Source organism: Nocardia sp. NPDC006630, assembly GCF_040611495.1.
In the GTDB taxonomy this organism is placed as follows: Bacteria; Actinomycetota; Actinomycetes; order Mycobacteriales; family Mycobacteriaceae; genus Nocardia.
In genome coordinates, this window is record NZ_JBEXOK010000021.1 from 39,057 (window position 1) to 55,984 (window position 16,928).

The following is a 16,928-nucleotide window of genomic DNA, read 5'->3' on the forward strand; positions in this document are numbered from 1 at the left end:
CTTGCGGTGACCGAGTGCGGTCTCCGCGCGAGCGCCGACATCACCACCTACTTGGCCGAGCAGAGTGCGGGCCAGTGTGGACGTGTCGCAATGGACTTCCTCGACTGGCCCTCGCCCTGATTCCACTGCACCAGCGCTGAGCCGCCCGACAAGATTGATGAATGCGACTTTCCGACACGTGCGGCGCACTGAACTAGGCTCGATGGATGCGTGCGTGGCGTGTCGAGCGACCCGAGCCGATCGATCAGGGGCCGATGCGGTTCGGGGAGGTGGAGGTTCCGGAACCGCAGGCGGGTGAATTGCTAGTACGGGTGCTGGCCTGCGGGGTGTGCCGGACGGATTTGCATGTCACCGAGGGGGATTTGCCGGTGCACCGAGCCGGGGTGGTACCGGGGCATGAGGTCGTGGGCGAGGTCGTCGCCCTCGGGCCGGGGAACTCCGGGGAATTCGGTGTGGGGGACCGGGTGGGGATCGCGTGGCTACGACACACCTGTGGGCAGTGCCGTTACTGTTTGCGCGGTGCGGAGAACCTGTGCCCGCACTCGCGCTACACCGGTTGGGACGCTGACGGCGGTTATGCCGAGTACGCCACGGCACCAGCTGATTTCGCATACCGGCTGCCGGACGGATACAGCGATGCCGAACTCGCACCGCTGCTGTGCGCCGGGATCATCGGCTACCGGGCACTCGAACGCGCAGCACTTCCGGTCGGCGGGCGACTGGGCATCTACGGCTTCGGCGGCAGCGCACATCTCGCCGCCCAGGTAGCTCTCGCCCGCGGCGCGGAAATCCATGTGATGACACGAGATTCGGCCGCGCAGGAACTCGCACTGAAGCTCGGTGCGAGCTCTGCGCAGGGCGCTGCCGACCCGCCGCCGGTAGCGCTGGACGCCGCGATTCTCTTTGCACCGGTGGGTGACCTCGTGCTGCCCGCACTGGAAGCCCTCGACCGCGGCGGAATCCTGTCCATCGCCGGAATCCATCTCAGCGATATCCCGGCCCTGAACTATCAGCGACACCTCTTCCAGGAGAAGGAGATCCGCTCGGTCACCGCCAACACCCGCGACGATGCCCGTGAATTCCTGGCATTTGCGGGAGAACACCACCTGGAAGTGACCGTCCACCCGTACCCGCTGGATGCGGCCGACCGAGCGCTCCAGGATCTCGCCCACGGGCGCTTTGCCGGTGCGGCAGTGCTGGTGCCGTAGCGCCTGAATCGGGCGGTGGCCCGATTCCTCCTGTGCCGCATGGTGTTCACTGTGCCGCCGCTGGGCATCGCGCAGCGCCCCGCGCGGGTTGCGCCATCGCCCGAGCTGGACACAGGCCGACACACCGGGCTTTCTGTTCTGCGAACTGAGTGGACGAACACCTGGGGCAATAGCCGCCCCGACTCGGCTGGTCTCAGGCGTCCCGCGAACGTAGTCTGTGCAGTCGCGGATTCTTCTTGCGCTGGTGTTCGACCGTCGAACGCGCTGGCAGCGCCGGCCGGATCGGCCGACGCTGCCAACGGTTGCGCATGCGGATTCCTGGAAAGCTTCAGGGCTTCGAGATCGGTTGCCGCGGAATCGATATCATGAGCGCATGGTCAACTCTTGCTGATCGGATCGGCATGCTTGCCGCCCTCGGAGGTGTGTTCCGCGTGCTGGGCCTTGATATCGGCCTGCCACTTGTCGAAGTCGGTCCGCATAATGCCGATCTGGTGTTCGAGGGCGCCCCTGGTGTCCGACCACCAGCTCTGCGCCGCCTCCCGCAAATCCGTTGTGGTCTTGTCGAACTCGTTCCCTTCTCGTTCGAAGGTCTCGCCCAGCTCTTCGCGCTTGGCCTGCAGTGTGACGCGGTTCTTCTCGCGCGCCCCAGCGGCGGACTCTTCGAACTGCTTCACCCGGTCTGCGAGATCCATCAGCGATTCTGACAACGGCTTCATGTACTTGCCTCTCGAAATATTGTGATCCCCAATGGATCCGACGCCCATCACCATCAAGCGTCGTGTCTGTACTCGGCTCCGCCAAGGGCCGAACGTCCTCCGAATTCACCACCGTGCCTTCGTGGCACTCGGGGAAGGCGCGGTCGGTTCACGTTCTCGAGATCACGACCTTGAGTGCGCCGGTTTCACCGGCCCGTGCGAATACGTCGTAGGCGGCGGGGAATTCGTCGAAGCCGAAGCGGTGGGTGACCAGGGCCGTGGGGTCGAGTTGCCAGCCCTCCAGAAGCCGGATGAGGGTGGGCGTGGTGGAGGTGTCGACCAGTCCTGTGGTGATGGTCAGGTCCCGGATCCATACCTTCTCCAGGTGGAGGGTGGCCGGGGCGCCGTGTACGCCGATATTCGCGACGTGCCCGCCCGCTCGCACGAGCTCTACCGCGAGTTCGAAGGTCTCCGGCGTTCCCACGGCTTCCATGACCACATCGGCACCGAGGCCGTCGGTGAGCGCTGCGATCGTGGCGCCCACATTCGTTGTGCGGCTGTTGATCACGGTATCGGCGCCGAGCTTGTGTGCGGCGTCCAGGCGGCTGTCGACGATATCGATCACGACGATGTGGCTCGGGCTGTAGAGCTTGGCCGTCATGACGGCGGCCAAGCCGATCGGGCCGGCGCCGATGATGGCGACGACGTCGCCGGGGCCGACGCGGCCGTTGCGCACGCCGACCTCGTAGCTGGTGGGGAGGATATCGGCCAGCATCAGCATGCGTTCATCGCTGAGGCCTTCCGGAATTCGGTAGGTGGAGGTGTCGGCGAAGGGGACTCGCACCAGTTCGGCCTGGGTGCCGTCGATCAGATGCCCGAGGATCCAGCCGCCGCCCTGCAGACACTGGCCGTACCGGCCCTCACGGCAGAATCGGCAGGTGCCGCACGCCGAGATGCAGGAGATCAGGACTCGATCCCCGACCTGCAGGGTTCGTACCCCGCTGCCGATTTCGGTCACCGTGCCCACTGCTTCGTGGCCGAGTATCCGGCCCTCGGTCACCTCGGGAACATCGCCCTTGAGAATGTGCAGATCGGTTCCGCAGATCGTGACGGTGTCCACGCGGACGATGACATCGGTCGCCTCGCGGATCGCGGGGTCGGGCACCTCTTGCCAGTCGCTTTTCCCGGGGCCGTGATAGACCATCGCATGCATGACGTCTCCTTGTCGGATCGTGTTCGCAATTCAGCCTCGTCGCTGCTGAACGGCCCCGACAGTGCCGAAAGGCCCGGACGGGAGACATCGTTGGTCAGCTGCTCCATAAGTGATCCGGCAGGCAGCCGTAAGCGCCAGTATGGGGGATGGCTGTTCTGAAGGTTCTCATCGTCGGCGCCGGTGTCATCGGGCGAGTTCACGCCTGCCTGCTCGCCGAAGCCGGGCATGCGGTCACGGTGCTCGCGCGCGGGTGGACAGCGGAACAGCTTGCGCGCGAGGGCATCACGATCACCGACGGAGTGCGCACGGTCACACGTCCGGTGCGGATAATCGCTGAGATCGATGCGCAGGCCTACGATCTGGCGTTGATCGCGGTGCGCCGGGATCAGCGTGACGGCGTGCTGGGACTGCTCGATCGAATCGACAGCCCGGTCCTGGTGCCGATGTTCAACAGCCCCCTGGGCCTCGGAGTGCTGCGGGAGCGGTTCGGCGCGAGCCGGATTGTGGGTGCGTTCCCGGGGATCGGCGGATATCTGGCGGCGGACGGTGCTGTCAGGTATGCGCGCATCCGGCAGCAGCCGACCACCATCGAGCGCAGGAACGGCAGGGAAAGCACTGTGGTGCAGGCATTCTCGGACGCCGAATGCGCGATCTCGGTCGTCGATGACATGGACGGCTGGCTCGCCACGCACGCGGTATTCGTCGTGGCGATCTGCGCGGCGCTCGAGCGAGCCGGGTACTCGATCGAGCGTCTGACCGACAGCCGCGAGGCCCTGCGGACAATGGTGCGAGCCGTGCGTGACGGCTTCGCGGCGCTGGAGAATTCCGGTGTCACCGTGGCGCCTGCGGGCCTGCGGTTCATCTTCACAGCAGCCCCCGTTCCCGCGGCGGCCTGGTATTGGCGCCGTGCGCTGCGCGGCCCGCTGGGCACGGTGGCGATCGCACCGCATGCCCGCGCGACCCGGGACACCGAAACCGCAGCGCTGCGTGTGGATCTCGATTCGCTGCTGCCACCCGGTAGCGCGGGTGCCTTCGACCGGCTCGTGCGCACGGATCGACCGGGGTTGCCGCCGGGAGTCCGCTGAATCCGGGCCGGATGTCCCGGCCGGACAATGACCTAGTTCTCTGGGTCTGCCGGACGTTGAGCGGGATGCTCGGGGTAACACCTGTTCAGGAGGCACCATGGCCGAGCACGTCAGTCCTGCCCAGGATCCGGGCAACCTACCGATCGTCGCGGCCGTAGATGGCTCGGAGATCTCCCACCAGGCGGTCGCGTGGGCCGCGACGGAGGCCGAGCTGCGGCACTGTCCGCTGCACCTCATCACCTCCTACGCGCTACCGGTAGGACGGGGGACACGGACTTCCCTGAGTGCTGCCGAGCAGGCTGAGCTGCGTGAGGGCGCGGAGCGGATGTTGACCGAGGCGACTCGGATCGCCCGGAAGTTCATTGCCGACGACATCGTGATCACCACGGAACTCTGCCTCGATCCGATCACCCCTGCTCTAATCGACCGTTCGCAGCACCTGCGCATGGTGGTCGTCGGCAATCGAGGGCGGAGGGGCATTTCGAAGGCCGTAGCCGGATCGGTCAGCGCCGCGCTGTCGCGGCACGCGCACTGCCCCGTCGCGATAGTGCACGGCGACGCGCAGGGTGGCCCGTCCGCGGCGCAGAAACAGGTGGTGGTCGGGGTCGACGGAACCTCGAACAGCCTGCCCGCGATCGAGCTGGCCTTCGAGGAAGCCGCGCAGCGCCGGGTCGGAGTGCGTGCGGTGCGGGCGTGGAGCGACAGCAGCGGATTCGACCTGCCCGTGGTCGGCTGGGATCGCATCCGCCAGACCGAGGAACTGTTGCTCGACAGCGAGCTGGACGAGTTCAGCGAGCGTTTTCCGGAGGTACCGGTCGAGTTGGTCGTGGTCCGGGATACGCCCGAGCGCGCCCTCCTCGAACACACCGCGGACGCCCAATTGCTCGTCGTGGGCAGTCACGGCCGCGGTGGCTTCGCCGGCCTGGTGGTCGGCTCGGTGAGCATCGCACTACTGCACCTCGCGGAGTGCCCCGTAATCGTTGTGCGACAGAGCTGATTCAGGAGAACCCATCATGCCGAAACATCCGGACTACGACACCATCCACGCGGCGATCGCGCTGGCTGTGCGTGCGCCCTCGGTGCACAACACCCAGCCCTGGGAGTGGCGCATCGGCACGGACAGTGTCCATCTGTTCGCCGATGACAGCCGGCGACTGCCGCACACCGATCCCGATCGCCGGGATCTGCTCGTGAGTTGTGGTGCGGCGCTGCATCATCTGCGAGTGGCGCTGCGGGCTCTCGGATGGGAGACGGTAGTGCACCGGCTGCCCAATCCGGCGGAGCCCGCGCATCTGGCTTCGGTCGAGTTCCGTCGGTGCACACCGGCTCCGGACGCGGTCGCGCTGGCGCGCGCCATCAGCAACCGGCACAGCGACCGGCGGCGATTCACGTCCTGGGAGGTGCCCGCCGGTCAGGTCGCGAGAGTGATCGCCGCAGGCGCCGAAACCGGTGTGCTGGTGCGGGATATCGACTCTCCGGAGGACCGGGGACGCCTGGCGCGGGCTTTCGAACAGGCTGCCGCGGAACACGCGCACGACGACGCCTACACCGCCGAGCTCGCACTCTGGAGCGGCCGTCACGCCGCGCCGTACGGCGTACCGGCTCGCGCGGCTGTGGTCGCGACCGACCCGACGGTACGGCCTTTCGCCGATCCGCAGCTGGCCGAGGCGGTGGTTCGCGACACCGATGAATCGGCCCGAATGCTGTTGGTATGCACGGCTTCCGACGATACCGAGGCCATACTGCGAGCGGGTGAGGCCGCGAGCGCGGTGCTGTTGACCGCCACCGTGCGCGGTCTGGCGACCTGCCCGCTCAGCGAACCCCTCGAAGTGCCCGAGATCCGCGAGCGAATCCGCACGGAGCTGCTCGACGGCTTCGGCTATCCGCAGCTGATCATTCGAATGGGCTGGGCGGCAACCAGTGCCGACCCGGTCCCCGCCACGCCCCGATTGCCGCTGAGCGAGGTCGTACGGCCATTGGTGCCGCTGGACCCGCACGCTCGGTGACCTTGTTCCCTGCCCGCTGCGGTTCGTGCACGCAATGCTGATGACAAGTTCGAATTACCAGACGAGAGAGTGGTGACATGCGATGTCGCGGAATCCGGTACTGCCCGTGCGCATGTGGCGGTTGCAGCCGTGGAATACGAATCCGCTGATGCGGGGTTCGGATCGGTTCGAGGGAACGATCCGCCTGCTGGTGGTCGGGCTCATGCTGGCCATGGTGCCGGTGGCCGGAGCCGCCGGGACCGCGCGCTATTCCACTTCGGTGGACCAGATTCGGGTGGAGAACACCCTGAAGGCGCAGGTGTCCGCCACCGTGGTCGCGAAGCCCGCGCGAGTGCCGAGCGGGAATCCCTACGCGGCGGACCGATTCGAAGCGCCGGTGCAGTGGACCCGGGACAACGTGTCCGGCGCGGCGACCGTCACGGTGCCGGAATCCACTGCCCCCGGCGCCGCGGTGCAGGTGTGGCTCCGCCCGGACGGGAAGACCACCACCGCGCCGAAGCAGCGCTCGGCGGCCGTGAGCGACGGCGTCACCACGGGTCTGGGGATCCTGCTCCTCAGCTGGCTCGGTGGGCTGGCACTGGCCTGGTCCATCGGGTGGGCGCTGGATATCCGGCGCAACTCTCGGTGGGAGGCCGGATGGCGGCAGATCAGCCGGCCAGTCGGCACCTGAATCGCTTCGCAATATCCGCAGCGACTGATCGAAAACGAGGAGAACACAATGACTGAGCACACCGATGCACAAGCCGCGCAACTGAATCCGCCGATTGTGGTCGCGGTCGACGGTTCGGCGGTCGCCTATCAGGCGGCGGCCTGGGCGGCGGTCGACGCCGGCCTGCACGGCGCACCGCTGCGGATCGTCACCTCGGTCGCGGTGACCACCGGATTCGCTCCGGGCGTGGTGCTTTCCGACGACGATGTGCGCGTTCTGCGCACCGACGGCGAGGGTGTCGTCGTCGAGGCGACCAGGGTGGCGCGGGCCGCGGCCCCGGGCGAGGCACTCGATATCTCCACCGAGGTGACCTTCGATTCGATCATTCCGTACCTGATCGACCTCTCGCCGCGGGCGCGTGTGCTCGTGGTCGGCAGTAGAGGGCTCGGAGCGTTTCGGCGTGGACTGCTGGGCTCGGTGAGCACGGCGGTGACCCGGCACGCGCACTGCCCGGTTGCGCTGGTGCACAACACCGCCGCGACGGACGCGCTGACGGCCGAGAAACCGGTGCTGGTCGGTGTGGACGGCTCCGACAACAGCATGCCCGCCCTGGCGCTGGCCTTCGAGGAAGCCTCGCGCCGCAAGGTCGGGCTCACCGCTCTGCACGCCTGGAGCGATGTCAGCGCCCTGGACGTGCCGCTGCCCGGCTGGGACATGATCCAGGAGCAGGAGTCGGAGGTGCTCGCCGAGCGGCTGGCCGGCTTCGGTGAGCAGTTCCCCGATGTGCGGGTGCGCCGGATTCTGATGCGCGACAGGCCGGTTCGCGCGTTGCTCGACGAATCGGAGAACGCGCAACTACTGGTGGTGGGCAGTCACGGCCGCGGCGGATTCACCGGCATGCTGCTCGGCTCCACCAGCGCGGCGCTGCTGCACAGTGTGGATTGCCCCGCCATCGTGGTGCGGACCGACTGAGCGAAAACTGTTCTACCGCAGCCGATAACGCTGGTCAGTGCAGTGGCACCGACCAGCGCAGCCGGGTGCCCTTCTGCTCGGCGTTGCGCTCCATCGTGAAATGCCCGTCCGATTGTTCGGCGCGGGCGGTCAGATTGCGCAGGCCGCTCGGGGTGATGTCATCGGGGATGCCGCAGCCGTCGTCGGTAATGGTGATGCTGAGATCATCGGCAACATCGATCTCGACCGTGAGGGTTTCGGCGCCGGAGTGCCGGACGGCATTGCTGACCGCCTCCCGCACCACCGCTTCGGCATGGTCCGCCAGTTCGGCGTCGACCACCGACAGCGGGCCGGTGATACGCAGGGACGTGCGCATTTCCAGATCGCCGGTGTGCTGTTTGATCACCTGTTCGATGCGCTGGCGCAGGCGGGTGCTCGAACTGTTGCCGCCGTGCAGATCGAAGATGGAGGTCCGGATCTCCTGCACGACGTCCTGCAGATCGTTGATGACGTCCGAGAGTCGTTCTCGCACTTCGGATGAGCGAGCCCGCGACACCGTGCTCTGCAGGCTCAGACCGGCCGCGAACAGCCGCTGGATCACATGATCGTGCAGGTCGCGCGCGATCCGATCGCGGTCGGTGAGGATGTCGAGTTCGCGCACCCGCTGCTGGGCCTCGGCCAGTTTGATGGCAAGCGCCGCCTGATCGGTGAAAGCCGCTGCCAGTTCCACGACCTCGTCGGAGTACGGGGCCGACTTGGCGGACCGCAGCAGCACCAGAACGCCGAAGGCGGAACCCTGTGCGTGCAGGGGCAAGATCAGGGTGGGGCCGGCCTCGGGAATCTGGACGCCGAGATCGACGCTGTCGGTCTCCGTGAACCGCAATGGGGTGCCGACCCGGAACACCTTGCCGATGGCGGTGTCGGTGGTGTGCACCACCGGACTGCTGAGTTCGGCTCCGGGCGAAGACAATTCGGTAATGGTCAGCTCGGTGGTCTCCTCCACCGGGAGTTCCGGATCGTCGGTGACCGCGAGGAAGGACCACTCCGATCGCGTCAGGGTACGGGCGTCTCGGACCACGCGCGAGATCACCTGGTCCGCATCGGTTCCGGCGAGGAAGTCCGTCGCCACATCACGGGTGGCCGCGATCCACTCCTGCCGGGTGCGGGCGGATTCGTACAGCCGGGCATTGTCGATGGCTGTACCGGCCGCGGCCGCCAGCGCCTGCACGATCACCTCGTCGTCCTCGGTGAACAACTGCCCGCCGGACTTCTCGGTGAGATACAGGTTGCCGTAGACCTCATCGCGAATGCGGATCGGCACGCCGAGGAAGGTGCGCATGGGCGGATGGTTCGCCGGGAAGCCCACCGAGGCCGGATGATCGGCGAGATTCTGCAGCCGAATGGTCTTGGGCTGGCTGACCAGCAGCCCGAGTACACCCCGGCCTTCCGGCAGATCGCCGATTTGCGCGCGAGTGGCCTCATCGATGCCCTCGTAGATGAACTGATCGAGCAGCAGATCATGACCGCGCACGCCGAGAGCCCCGTAGCCCGCATCGCTCAATGTGATGGCGGTGTGCACGATCGTGCGCAGTGTCTCGTCGAGATCCAGGCCCGAGGTGACGGTGAGCATGGCCTCGACGAGCCCGTCCATCCGATCGCGCGCGTCGATCATCTGCTCGACGCGATCCTTGACCTCGACGAGCAATTCCCGCAGTCGCAGCTGGGAAAGAGTCTCGCGGACCGAATAGGAGCCGCTCGATGGGTCGCTGGTCACGTCGACTGTCCTAGGAAGTTGGGCAGGCACACGGCGTGTGAACCTGCTGCATGCCTCATCCTATGCGGATTCCTGTGCGGTGCCCTTGAACAGTCGATGTCGAGGTACCTCAGCCGTGGGTCACCGCCTGACGCAGGGCATTGCGCAGCAGCACCCGGCGTTCTGCCGCGGCCACCACTCGCCGGGTCCGGGCCACCGCGTCGGGAGTCACCGAAACCGAGGTGATTCCCATGCGTACCAGGTGTTCGGCGAACTCCGGCCGGGTGGACGGGGCCTGTCCGCAGAGCGAGGAGGTGATCCCGAGCCGGTTGGCGGTGGTGATGATGCGCCCGATGGCGTCCAGCACCGCCGCATCGGCCTCGTCGAACAGTTCCGCGCAATCTTCCGAATCCCGGTCCACGCCCAGCATCAGCTGGGTCAGATCATTGCTGCCGATGGAGACGCCGTCGATGCCCAGACCCACGTATTCGGGCAGGCGGAACACCACCGACGGCACCTCGGCCATCACCCAGCGGTGCAGTCCGCGCTGCCGGCCGAGCGGGCTGGCGTCGACGAGATCCAGGCAGGCCTCGAGTTCCCATCGGGTGCGGACGAACGGAATCATCAAGTGCAGGTTGGGGGTTCGTTCCCGCACCCGGGCAAGTGCCGCCAGCTCCAGCCGGAACATCTCCGGCTCCCGGACGTAGCGGTAGCAGCCGCGGTAGCCGATCATCGGATTGTGCTCTTCCGGCTCGTACCGGCTTCCGCCCTCGAGGGAGCGAAACTCGTTGGTGCGCATATCGGTTGCCCGGTAGACGACGGGCCTGGTGCCGAATGCGGTGGTGATGCGCGACAGCGATTCCGCGAGCCGGTCCACGAACAGCCCACCTTCCCCGCGGGCGATGAGGTCGCGCGGATGGCGTCCGCCCAGCGCCTGCACGAGCAGCGTCTCGGCGCGCAGCAGGCCCACGCCATCGGCGTCCACGGTGGTGGCCACCCTTTCGGCCACCTCGGGCAGAGCCAGGTTGACGTAGACGCGGGTAGCGGTGGTTTCGGTGGCGATGATCGGAGCGTCCGGCCGCGCGGTGACCTCGGTCCGCGCCGGAGCGGTGCGCCCGGCCCGGATCTGACCGGCGGACCCGTCGACCGTGATCATCGCGCCGGGGGTGAGAACCGTTGTCGCCGTCCGGGTTCCGACCACGCACGGCACGCCGAGCTCCCGGGCCACGATGGCGGCGTGACAGGTCATCCCGCCACTGTCGGTCACCAGCGCGGCAGCCCGCGAGATGGTGGGCAGCCAGTCCGGATTGGTCATCTGGGCGACGAGTACATCGCCGTCGCGGAGCGTGCCGCCGTCGGCCGGCGACCGCAATACGCGCACCGGGCCGCTCGCGAGCCCGGGTGCGGCGGCCAGTCCACGCAGCAGTACGGGACCTGGGACCGACTGGGCCGCAGTGGATGTCGTATCAGCGTCCTCGTGCAGCGTGGTGATAGGGCGCGCTTGCACCAGCAGCAGCTGATCGTCGTCGAAGGCCCATTCGACATCCTGCGGTATGCCGCCGTGGTGCTGCTGGACCCGCAGTGCCAACTGAGCGACCTGTAGGGCCTGTTCGCCGCTGAGGGCGGGCGTGTCGGCATCGTCGCCGCTCAGTTCCACGCGCTTGTCACCGTCGGGGCCGGGCACGATCTCGAAGGCCTGATGCCCGGTGTGAGTGTCGAGCAGAGTGGGCCCGGCGGCGTCGAAGATGTAGGTGTCGGGTTCGACGGCGCCGGAGACGACGACCTCGCCCTGGCCGCGGGCGGCATCGATGACCAGACGATCGCGTCGTCCGGTGGTCGGGTCGGCGGTGAACGCCACACCGGCGATCCGGGCGGCCACCATGGTCTGCACGACTATGGCGATATCGGGACGGTCGTGCATTCCGCGGCGTGCGCGGTAGGTCTCCACCCGCGGCGTGAACAGCGAGGCCCAGCACTCCACGAGGGCCTGCATGAGCTGCTCCTCGCCGTGAATATTGGTGCGCGAGAGGTTCATTCCCGCAAACGAGGCCGTCGCACTGTCCTCGCCCACCGCGGACGAGCGCACCGCGACCACGACATCGTCGCCGAGACCGTGGTAGGAGCCGAGAACGGCGTCGCGGACGGCAGGCGGCATCGGGGAGGCGTGCACGAGTTCGCGCATGCGGCTGCACAGTTCGTCCAGGCGCTGCTCTTCGGCGGGTGTCGCGTCGAGTGCGCTGGCGAGGGCCTGGGCATGCAGCTTGTCCAGCTCGACCCCGTGCGGTCCGGCGGTGATCGCCTCCTCGAAACAGGATTTCAGTGCGACGAATCCCGCTGGCACCGGAAGTTTCGCCGCGACCAACTCGCCCAGGTTCGCGCCCTTGCCGCCCGCGCGGTCGGCATCCGCCAACCGCAGTTCACTCAGGTCGGCCACATAGTCGCCCATTACGGCTCCGATCGCTCATGTGTCGTCTTGTCCTCAGCGTCGCGCGCGGGAGCGGGCGCCGGGCAGAGGCGAAGGTCCCGGTTCGGCGGGCGTTGGGCCCGTGGGCGGTTCGCCGCGCACCAACCGGCGCCGGCATGACGACGGTCACTCGCATCGGTGACTTTCGCTCCTCGTGGACGGGGGTCCGGCGCGGAAGTATGGATGTGTCTCAACCTTCCTATGTCAGGTATCGGTCATGACCGAATTACATCCGCTGGACGCCGGCTTCATCGAACTCGAGGATTCCGATCGGCACATCAGTCTCGGAATAGGCGCTGCCGCCATCATTTCCGGCCCGCCGCCGACTCGCTCGGAATTCATCGCGGGTGTGGCCGAGCGACTCCGAGACAATGTGCGCCTGCGCCAGAAGCTGCGGCGGACGCCGCTGGACCTGACCACCCCGATATGGGAGGAGGACTCGAATTTCGATCTGGCGCACCATATTCGCTGGATCGCGCTGCCGGACCCGGCGGACGATGCTGCCCTGTTCGAGATGGTGGCGGCCGAACTCGCGCAGCGGTTGGACCGCGATCATCCCCTGTGGCAATGCATTGTTGTCGACCATCTCACCGATGACCGGTGGGCCGTTTTTGTCAAAGCGCACCACAGCCTGGTCGACGGGGTCTCCGGTGTCACCATGTTCGAGAGCTTTTGCGATCCCGTCGAGGGCCGATCGGAGTCGAACAGGCCCGAGGGCGTTGACGGTGATCACCCCTCGGTCGATTGGCTCGCCATGGCGATGAAGGGCATCCGGATGCCCTTCGAGCTGCCCGGCCATGCGCTGGGTGTGGTGCGGGGTCTGATTCCCGTTGCCGCCGCGGCTGTTTCGCCGACCGCCGGCTCGTCGCTGAACGGGTCCATCGGGCAGCAGCGGCGCTATCTCGCGGCGCGTGCGTCTCTCACCGACGTCCGTGAGATCGGCAAGTCGTTCGATGTGACGGTCAACGATGTGGTGCTGGCCGCGGTGGCCGCGGCCTATCGCGGACTGCTGCTGCAACGCGGTGAGCACCCGGCCGCGGATATGCTGCGCATCCTGGTTCCGGTGTCCATGCGGGCGGCGCATGCGAAATTCGTTCTGGACAATCGGGTCTCGGCCGTATTGCCGATGCTGCCCATCCACCTCGGTGACCCGGCCGAGCGCTTGGCTCTCATTCATGAGCGGATGACGAAACACAAGTCGAAAGGCGAAGCGCAGGCCGAGAAGTCCATGATCGCCATGGCCGAATGGTTGCCGTTCGCGACCGTGGCGTGGTCGCTGCGCCTGCTGTCCCGGCTGCCCCAGCGCGGCGTCACCGCCCTCGCCACCAATATTCCGGGCCCACGCGACATCCTCATGGTGCAGGGCCGCCGAGTCCTCGAACTCCTTCCGGCCGTTCCGATCGCCATGCGCCTGCGCACCGGAATCGCCATTCTCAGCTACGGCGATCAACTGAATTTCGGAATCACCGGCGATTACGACACCACACCTGATCTGCAACTGCTCGCGGACGGAATCCACAGCGGCATAGCCGAATTGCTGGCCGCGGCCCGCAAGCTCCCGGACTCCGGGATTGCCGAAACGATTCCACTGCTGCCGCGCGTCCCGTCGCGATAGCTGCCCAGCTAGGACGCGTGGGTCGCGGTCGGGCTCAGGCGGCCATCGCAACACTCATCCAGTGCTTCTGATGGTGTTCTGACCACAGCAACCGCGCTTGGCTCATGCGTCTTCGCAGCTCGATTCTCGCTTGCGGACGATTCGTACTATCTGCTCCGTGCAACCCGACAGAGGGACCTGCTGATCGCCAGCCGCAGTGGGCTCGGGGGAGATCAGCGTTCCGGTGAAAGCTGTTCCGCCCGTGCGCTCTTTGTCCCACAGGGCATCGACGATGATCGTGGCCAAGCCATCTACCGTGCTGATTTCGACTACGGAACCGACACGAACAGCAGAGACTGTCTCGCATCCTTTGATCGAGTCGACCAGTCGCCCGAATGAGGGGTCGGAACCTGCATTCACTCCATATATGGCCCAGTAGATTTCAGTGACTGCCTGGAGGAATGCTGCACGCTCGATCGTCGGAGGCCGGTAGACCCGCCCGAAGGGTTTGTACAAAAGATGTAAACGCAGCGGTGGTGTCGGCGCCCCACTACCTTCGGTGAGCGGCTGTTCGTAGGTGAGGTCAAGTTCGAAGAAGCCTACGCTGCTGAAGATTCGGCAGTTGACCTCTTCGCTGCACTCAATGTACCAACCGCGGACATCCGGATTATCGCGAATCATCCGCTCTTCGGTGCAGGCGATTATCTGACGGAGCCTGCCGGTGCCCCGTAATGACGGACCGAGAGCTGTATACCCACCAAAGCCCGCAGATGGCATCGTGACGAACGAGGCCATTCCGTCGCACAGCCCGGCTGCCGTCTCATGTATGCCCCAGAGGTGATAGACGTAGCCTGCGTCCATGAACACGGGCTTCTGTTCGACGGCAGAACGGAATATCTCTCCGGGCCAGGAGGTTTCTGGATCGGTGTAGACGGAGTCGTAGACCGAAATGGCCGCAGCGAGTTCAGGATCCTGGACGTCAGCTACTTCAGCGATGTGCAATGGCCGCTCGGTGTCCCAACCGAGATATTCGCCGAACTCGATGAGCCTGATCGAGGATCGCCAACCGAGTACACGAGCCATATTTCGATACTCACTATTGCCGGCGGGATCATCGATCCGCATCGCCCAGCGCATGTACTCCGCCACGATACTCAAGGCGACATCGGTTCGGATCAGTTCGGACACGCCGTCCGTCGGGCGCGCGATCAACAGGAGGTTATCTGCCGGGGCCTGCTCCTTGGACAGTGCAGGCTGAGCATAGTCGAAATCCAGGATTCGAAACCCGAGTCCGTTCATGACATGGGCGCGCGCGAAGGTATCAAAACCTTTCGTCGGCACCGGAGTTCGATATGGATCCTCGGTCTCGGCGATTATCCAATCGAGTCCACGGGCACTCGTCTCGAGTGCGTCTTCGCGGCAGAGTTGCTCGATTGTTCTCAGTAACTGCGATCCCAGACCTGATCTCCGGAACCCGGGCTGGACGAGTAGATATTCGACCACCCCCGCGTTCGGTGTGGCAAGATAGTCGCACACCGATGCTCCGACAATTTCGCCACCAGTGGACGCGATTACTATGTGGTAGTTATTTGTCCCGTACCATCCTTGCTCCTTCAGTGCGAGATAGGATTCCATATTCGCCAGCGATTCCCGTTCATCAGGATCAGGAAACGCCGGTTCGTAGCATTCTGTGTAAAAACGTCGAAGAAGTGCGATGTCATCAGGCAGCGCGCCACTCAGCTCGCGCATCTCAATGTCTGCACATTCTCGTGCAATTTCAACCATGGTTACGCTTCTGTTTCTTGTCAAGGTGGTCATAGTAGGACTTGACTATTGCCGGTAAGGCGCAGGAAGCGAGGGCTCCTCTCTCGAACGGATCGGCTCGATCGAAGGGGGCCAATTTTATGCTGCCCGGTGGTGCATCAACAATAAACTCCTCCATCTTGCTGCGGATTGTTGCGCCCGGCGGGCTGACTATCATCGACCCGCCACATGCGGTCTCATCTATTGCGCACGCGAAGCGGAATTTGAGCCCCTTATCCTTGTTCTCGTTAACCAATCGCACCATGGCGGCGGCCGAGCTTCGTGCGAGCTCGCTCGTCTGCATGTCGTAGGTGTCGAGATCGGCAATATTTCCGTGAATGAAAAACGGAATAAGATCCCTCCACCTGAATTCTGACTCTTTGCTGTGAAACGGCACGCCATTGTCGTCGCACATTGCGAAGATGATCCATATGTACGCAGAGTAATATTTTGCGCTGACATTATCGCCAGCAGGTTCGATCATTACGTCTCTGCCGATGCCGGCTGCTTTGATCAGGAGATCTTCTTCATCGTCACTCTGAAGGGATATCTGTGCCGGACAGAAGGTGTTGCCAGAGTAGGCAGGACCCCATTGCAGGCGGCCCGTCACGGTCACCTTCCTGGCAATTCTATGCGGCTCGGTCATATGCAATTTTTCCATAACATCGCCCGGGCTCGCTCCATACACCGCTATGGAATTGTTTTCATCTCCGTAGCCGAACTGCAGCGCCACGACCCCCTCCCACTGCTCGCAATTGCATATCGGTATGCTGGGACCCCAGAGTAGCCAGCAATCAAAAGTAAAAGCCTGAAATTTCCGGAGGGAGCTACGCCTGAGATCATCATTAGGGCGGGTGATATCCTCCCCATATGCTTCGACGATCTGAGCCCAATTCTCCTCATATTTAGCTATGAGTCCAGTCATGAGCCGCAATGGCGCAACGAATCCCGATTCGAAATTCAATAGAGTGTAGAACTCTTGCTTCAGATTGGAGCGCTGCCTTTTCAAGGCTTCAAAATATCGCTTCACATCGTCGGTGTTCTTGATGAGGAGCGTCGTATTCTTGATCTGAATGGGTTTGGGACCTTCATCTGACAGCTGACCCAATTGATCCGAAACAAATTCGCGCCATTCACGCACCTTTGCTCTATGGGCCTTCCTATCGGATCGCGAAGCTGGTCCTACCAAAATCGGGCGCGGACGCACAACCTCTACCTCGATGCGCTGCCTGGCTGTATTGAACAGAGACTCCCTATGTATACCTTGGCGTTGCATTCCTACCAGCGTCCATACGGCCCGCACGTAACGAAGCGCGACACTGTGGTTGACGCCGTACGCCGGCAGGCCATCTGCCAGCAATTTTATTGTGGACCGATAATATATCGACAGCAGTGATAATATGATCACCACTAAGCTGAGAGCAAAGCTACCAATTTCGCTTGCATGGATCAAATTGTCAAGATTCATTGCGGTTCGCCACTATCACCATCTAGTAAGATCAGGCAT

General features: G+C 64.7%; 13 protein-coding genes. 7 read left to right on the forward strand and 6 right to left on the reverse strand.

Translation table 11 applies throughout. The features are described from left to right. The first annotated feature begins 206 nt into the window (after positions 1 to 206). Positions 207 to 1,208 (forward strand): zinc-binding alcohol dehydrogenase family protein, encoded by a 1,002-nt coding sequence (locus ABZX86_RS39030; protein ID WP_355131300.1) that lies wholly within the window; start codon positions 207 to 209, stop codon positions 1,206 to 1,208. A 377-nt stretch (positions 1,209 to 1,585) separates the two neighbouring features. Here the strand turns inward: ABZX86_RS39030 and ABZX86_RS39035 are convergent, their stop codons facing one another. Both ABZX86_RS39035 and ABZX86_RS39040 read right to left on the reverse strand, forming a co-directional pair. Then, positions 1,586 to 1,924, reverse strand: coding sequence for a hypothetical protein (locus tag ABZX86_RS39035; RefSeq protein ID WP_355131302.1), 339 nt, complete (start codon positions 1,922 to 1,924; stop codon positions 1,586 to 1,588). A gap of 148 nt (positions 1,925 to 2,072) precedes the next feature. Further along, a complete protein-coding gene (locus tag ABZX86_RS39040; RefSeq protein ID WP_355131304.1) occupies positions 2,073 to 3,116 on the reverse strand; it encodes a zinc-dependent alcohol dehydrogenase family protein in 1,044 nt (347 codons plus the stop codon). A gap of 146 nt (positions 3,117 to 3,262) precedes the next feature. Here ABZX86_RS39040 and ABZX86_RS39045 point away from each other — a divergent pair, with 146 nt between their 5' ends. The 5 genes from ABZX86_RS39045 to ABZX86_RS39065 all read left to right on the forward strand — a co-directional run bounded on the left by ABZX86_RS39045 (position 3,263) and on the right by ABZX86_RS39065 (position 7,828). Next, positions 3,263 to 4,201: a 2-dehydropantoate 2-reductase N-terminal domain-containing protein gene (locus tag ABZX86_RS39045; RefSeq protein WP_355131306.1), complete on the forward strand. Its 939-nt coding sequence runs from the start codon at positions 3,263 to 3,265 to the stop codon at positions 4,199 to 4,201. Between the two features lie 97 nt (positions 4,202 to 4,298). Beyond that, a complete protein-coding gene (locus ABZX86_RS39050; RefSeq protein WP_355131308.1) occupies positions 4,299 to 5,198 on the forward strand; it encodes a universal stress protein in 900 nt (299 codons plus the stop codon). Positions 5,199 to 5,214: 16 nt separating this feature from the next. Further along, complete coding sequence (locus ABZX86_RS39055; protein WP_355131310.1) at positions 5,215 to 6,207, forward strand: NAD(P)H nitroreductase; 993 nt, start codon at positions 5,215 to 5,217, stop codon at positions 6,205 to 6,207. Between the two features lie 82 nt (positions 6,208 to 6,289). Further along, positions 6,290 to 6,877, forward strand: coding sequence for a hypothetical protein (locus ABZX86_RS39060; RefSeq protein WP_355131312.1), 588 nt, complete (start codon positions 6,290 to 6,292; stop codon positions 6,875 to 6,877). Positions 6,878 to 6,925: 48 nt separating this feature from the next. Beyond that, positions 6,926 to 7,828: a universal stress protein gene (locus tag ABZX86_RS39065; protein ID WP_355131314.1), complete on the forward strand. Its 903-nt coding sequence runs from the start codon at positions 6,926 to 6,928 to the stop codon at positions 7,826 to 7,828. A 34-nt stretch (positions 7,829 to 7,862) separates the two neighbouring features. On the opposite strand, the gene ABZX86_RS39070 is transcribed toward ABZX86_RS39065, so the two are convergent. Then, positions 7,863 to 9,479, reverse strand: a complete 1,617-nt coding sequence (locus tag ABZX86_RS39070) for a GAF domain-containing sensor histidine kinase (RefSeq protein ID WP_355131382.1) — start codon at positions 9,477 to 9,479, stop codon at positions 7,863 to 7,865. Positions 9,480 to 9,690: 211 nt separating this feature from the next. Then, positions 9,691 to 12,006, reverse strand: a complete 2,316-nt coding sequence (gene ppsA / locus ABZX86_RS39075; RefSeq protein WP_355131316.1) for a phosphoenolpyruvate synthase — start codon at positions 12,004 to 12,006, stop codon at positions 9,691 to 9,693. A 235-nt stretch (positions 12,007 to 12,241) separates the two neighbouring features. Here ppsA and ABZX86_RS39080 point away from each other — a divergent pair, with 235 nt between their 5' ends. Beyond that, positions 12,242 to 13,639 (forward strand): wax ester/triacylglycerol synthase family O-acyltransferase, encoded by a 1,398-nt coding sequence (locus ABZX86_RS39080; RefSeq protein ID WP_355131318.1) that lies wholly within the window; start codon positions 12,242 to 12,244, stop codon positions 13,637 to 13,639. Positions 13,640 to 13,741: 102 nt separating this feature from the next. Here the strand turns inward: ABZX86_RS39080 and ABZX86_RS39085 are convergent, their stop codons facing one another. Further along, positions 13,742 to 15,436: a GNAT family N-acetyltransferase gene (locus tag ABZX86_RS39085; protein ID WP_355131320.1), complete on the reverse strand. Its 1,695-nt coding sequence runs from the start codon at positions 15,434 to 15,436 to the stop codon at positions 13,742 to 13,744. Beyond that, complete coding sequence (locus tag ABZX86_RS39090; RefSeq protein WP_355131322.1) at positions 15,396 to 16,889, reverse strand: hypothetical protein; 1,494 nt, start codon at positions 16,887 to 16,889, stop codon at positions 15,396 to 15,398. The genes ABZX86_RS39085 and ABZX86_RS39090 overlap by 41 nt, the downstream gene beginning before the upstream one ends. Positions 16,890 to 16,928 lie beyond the last annotated feature (39 nt).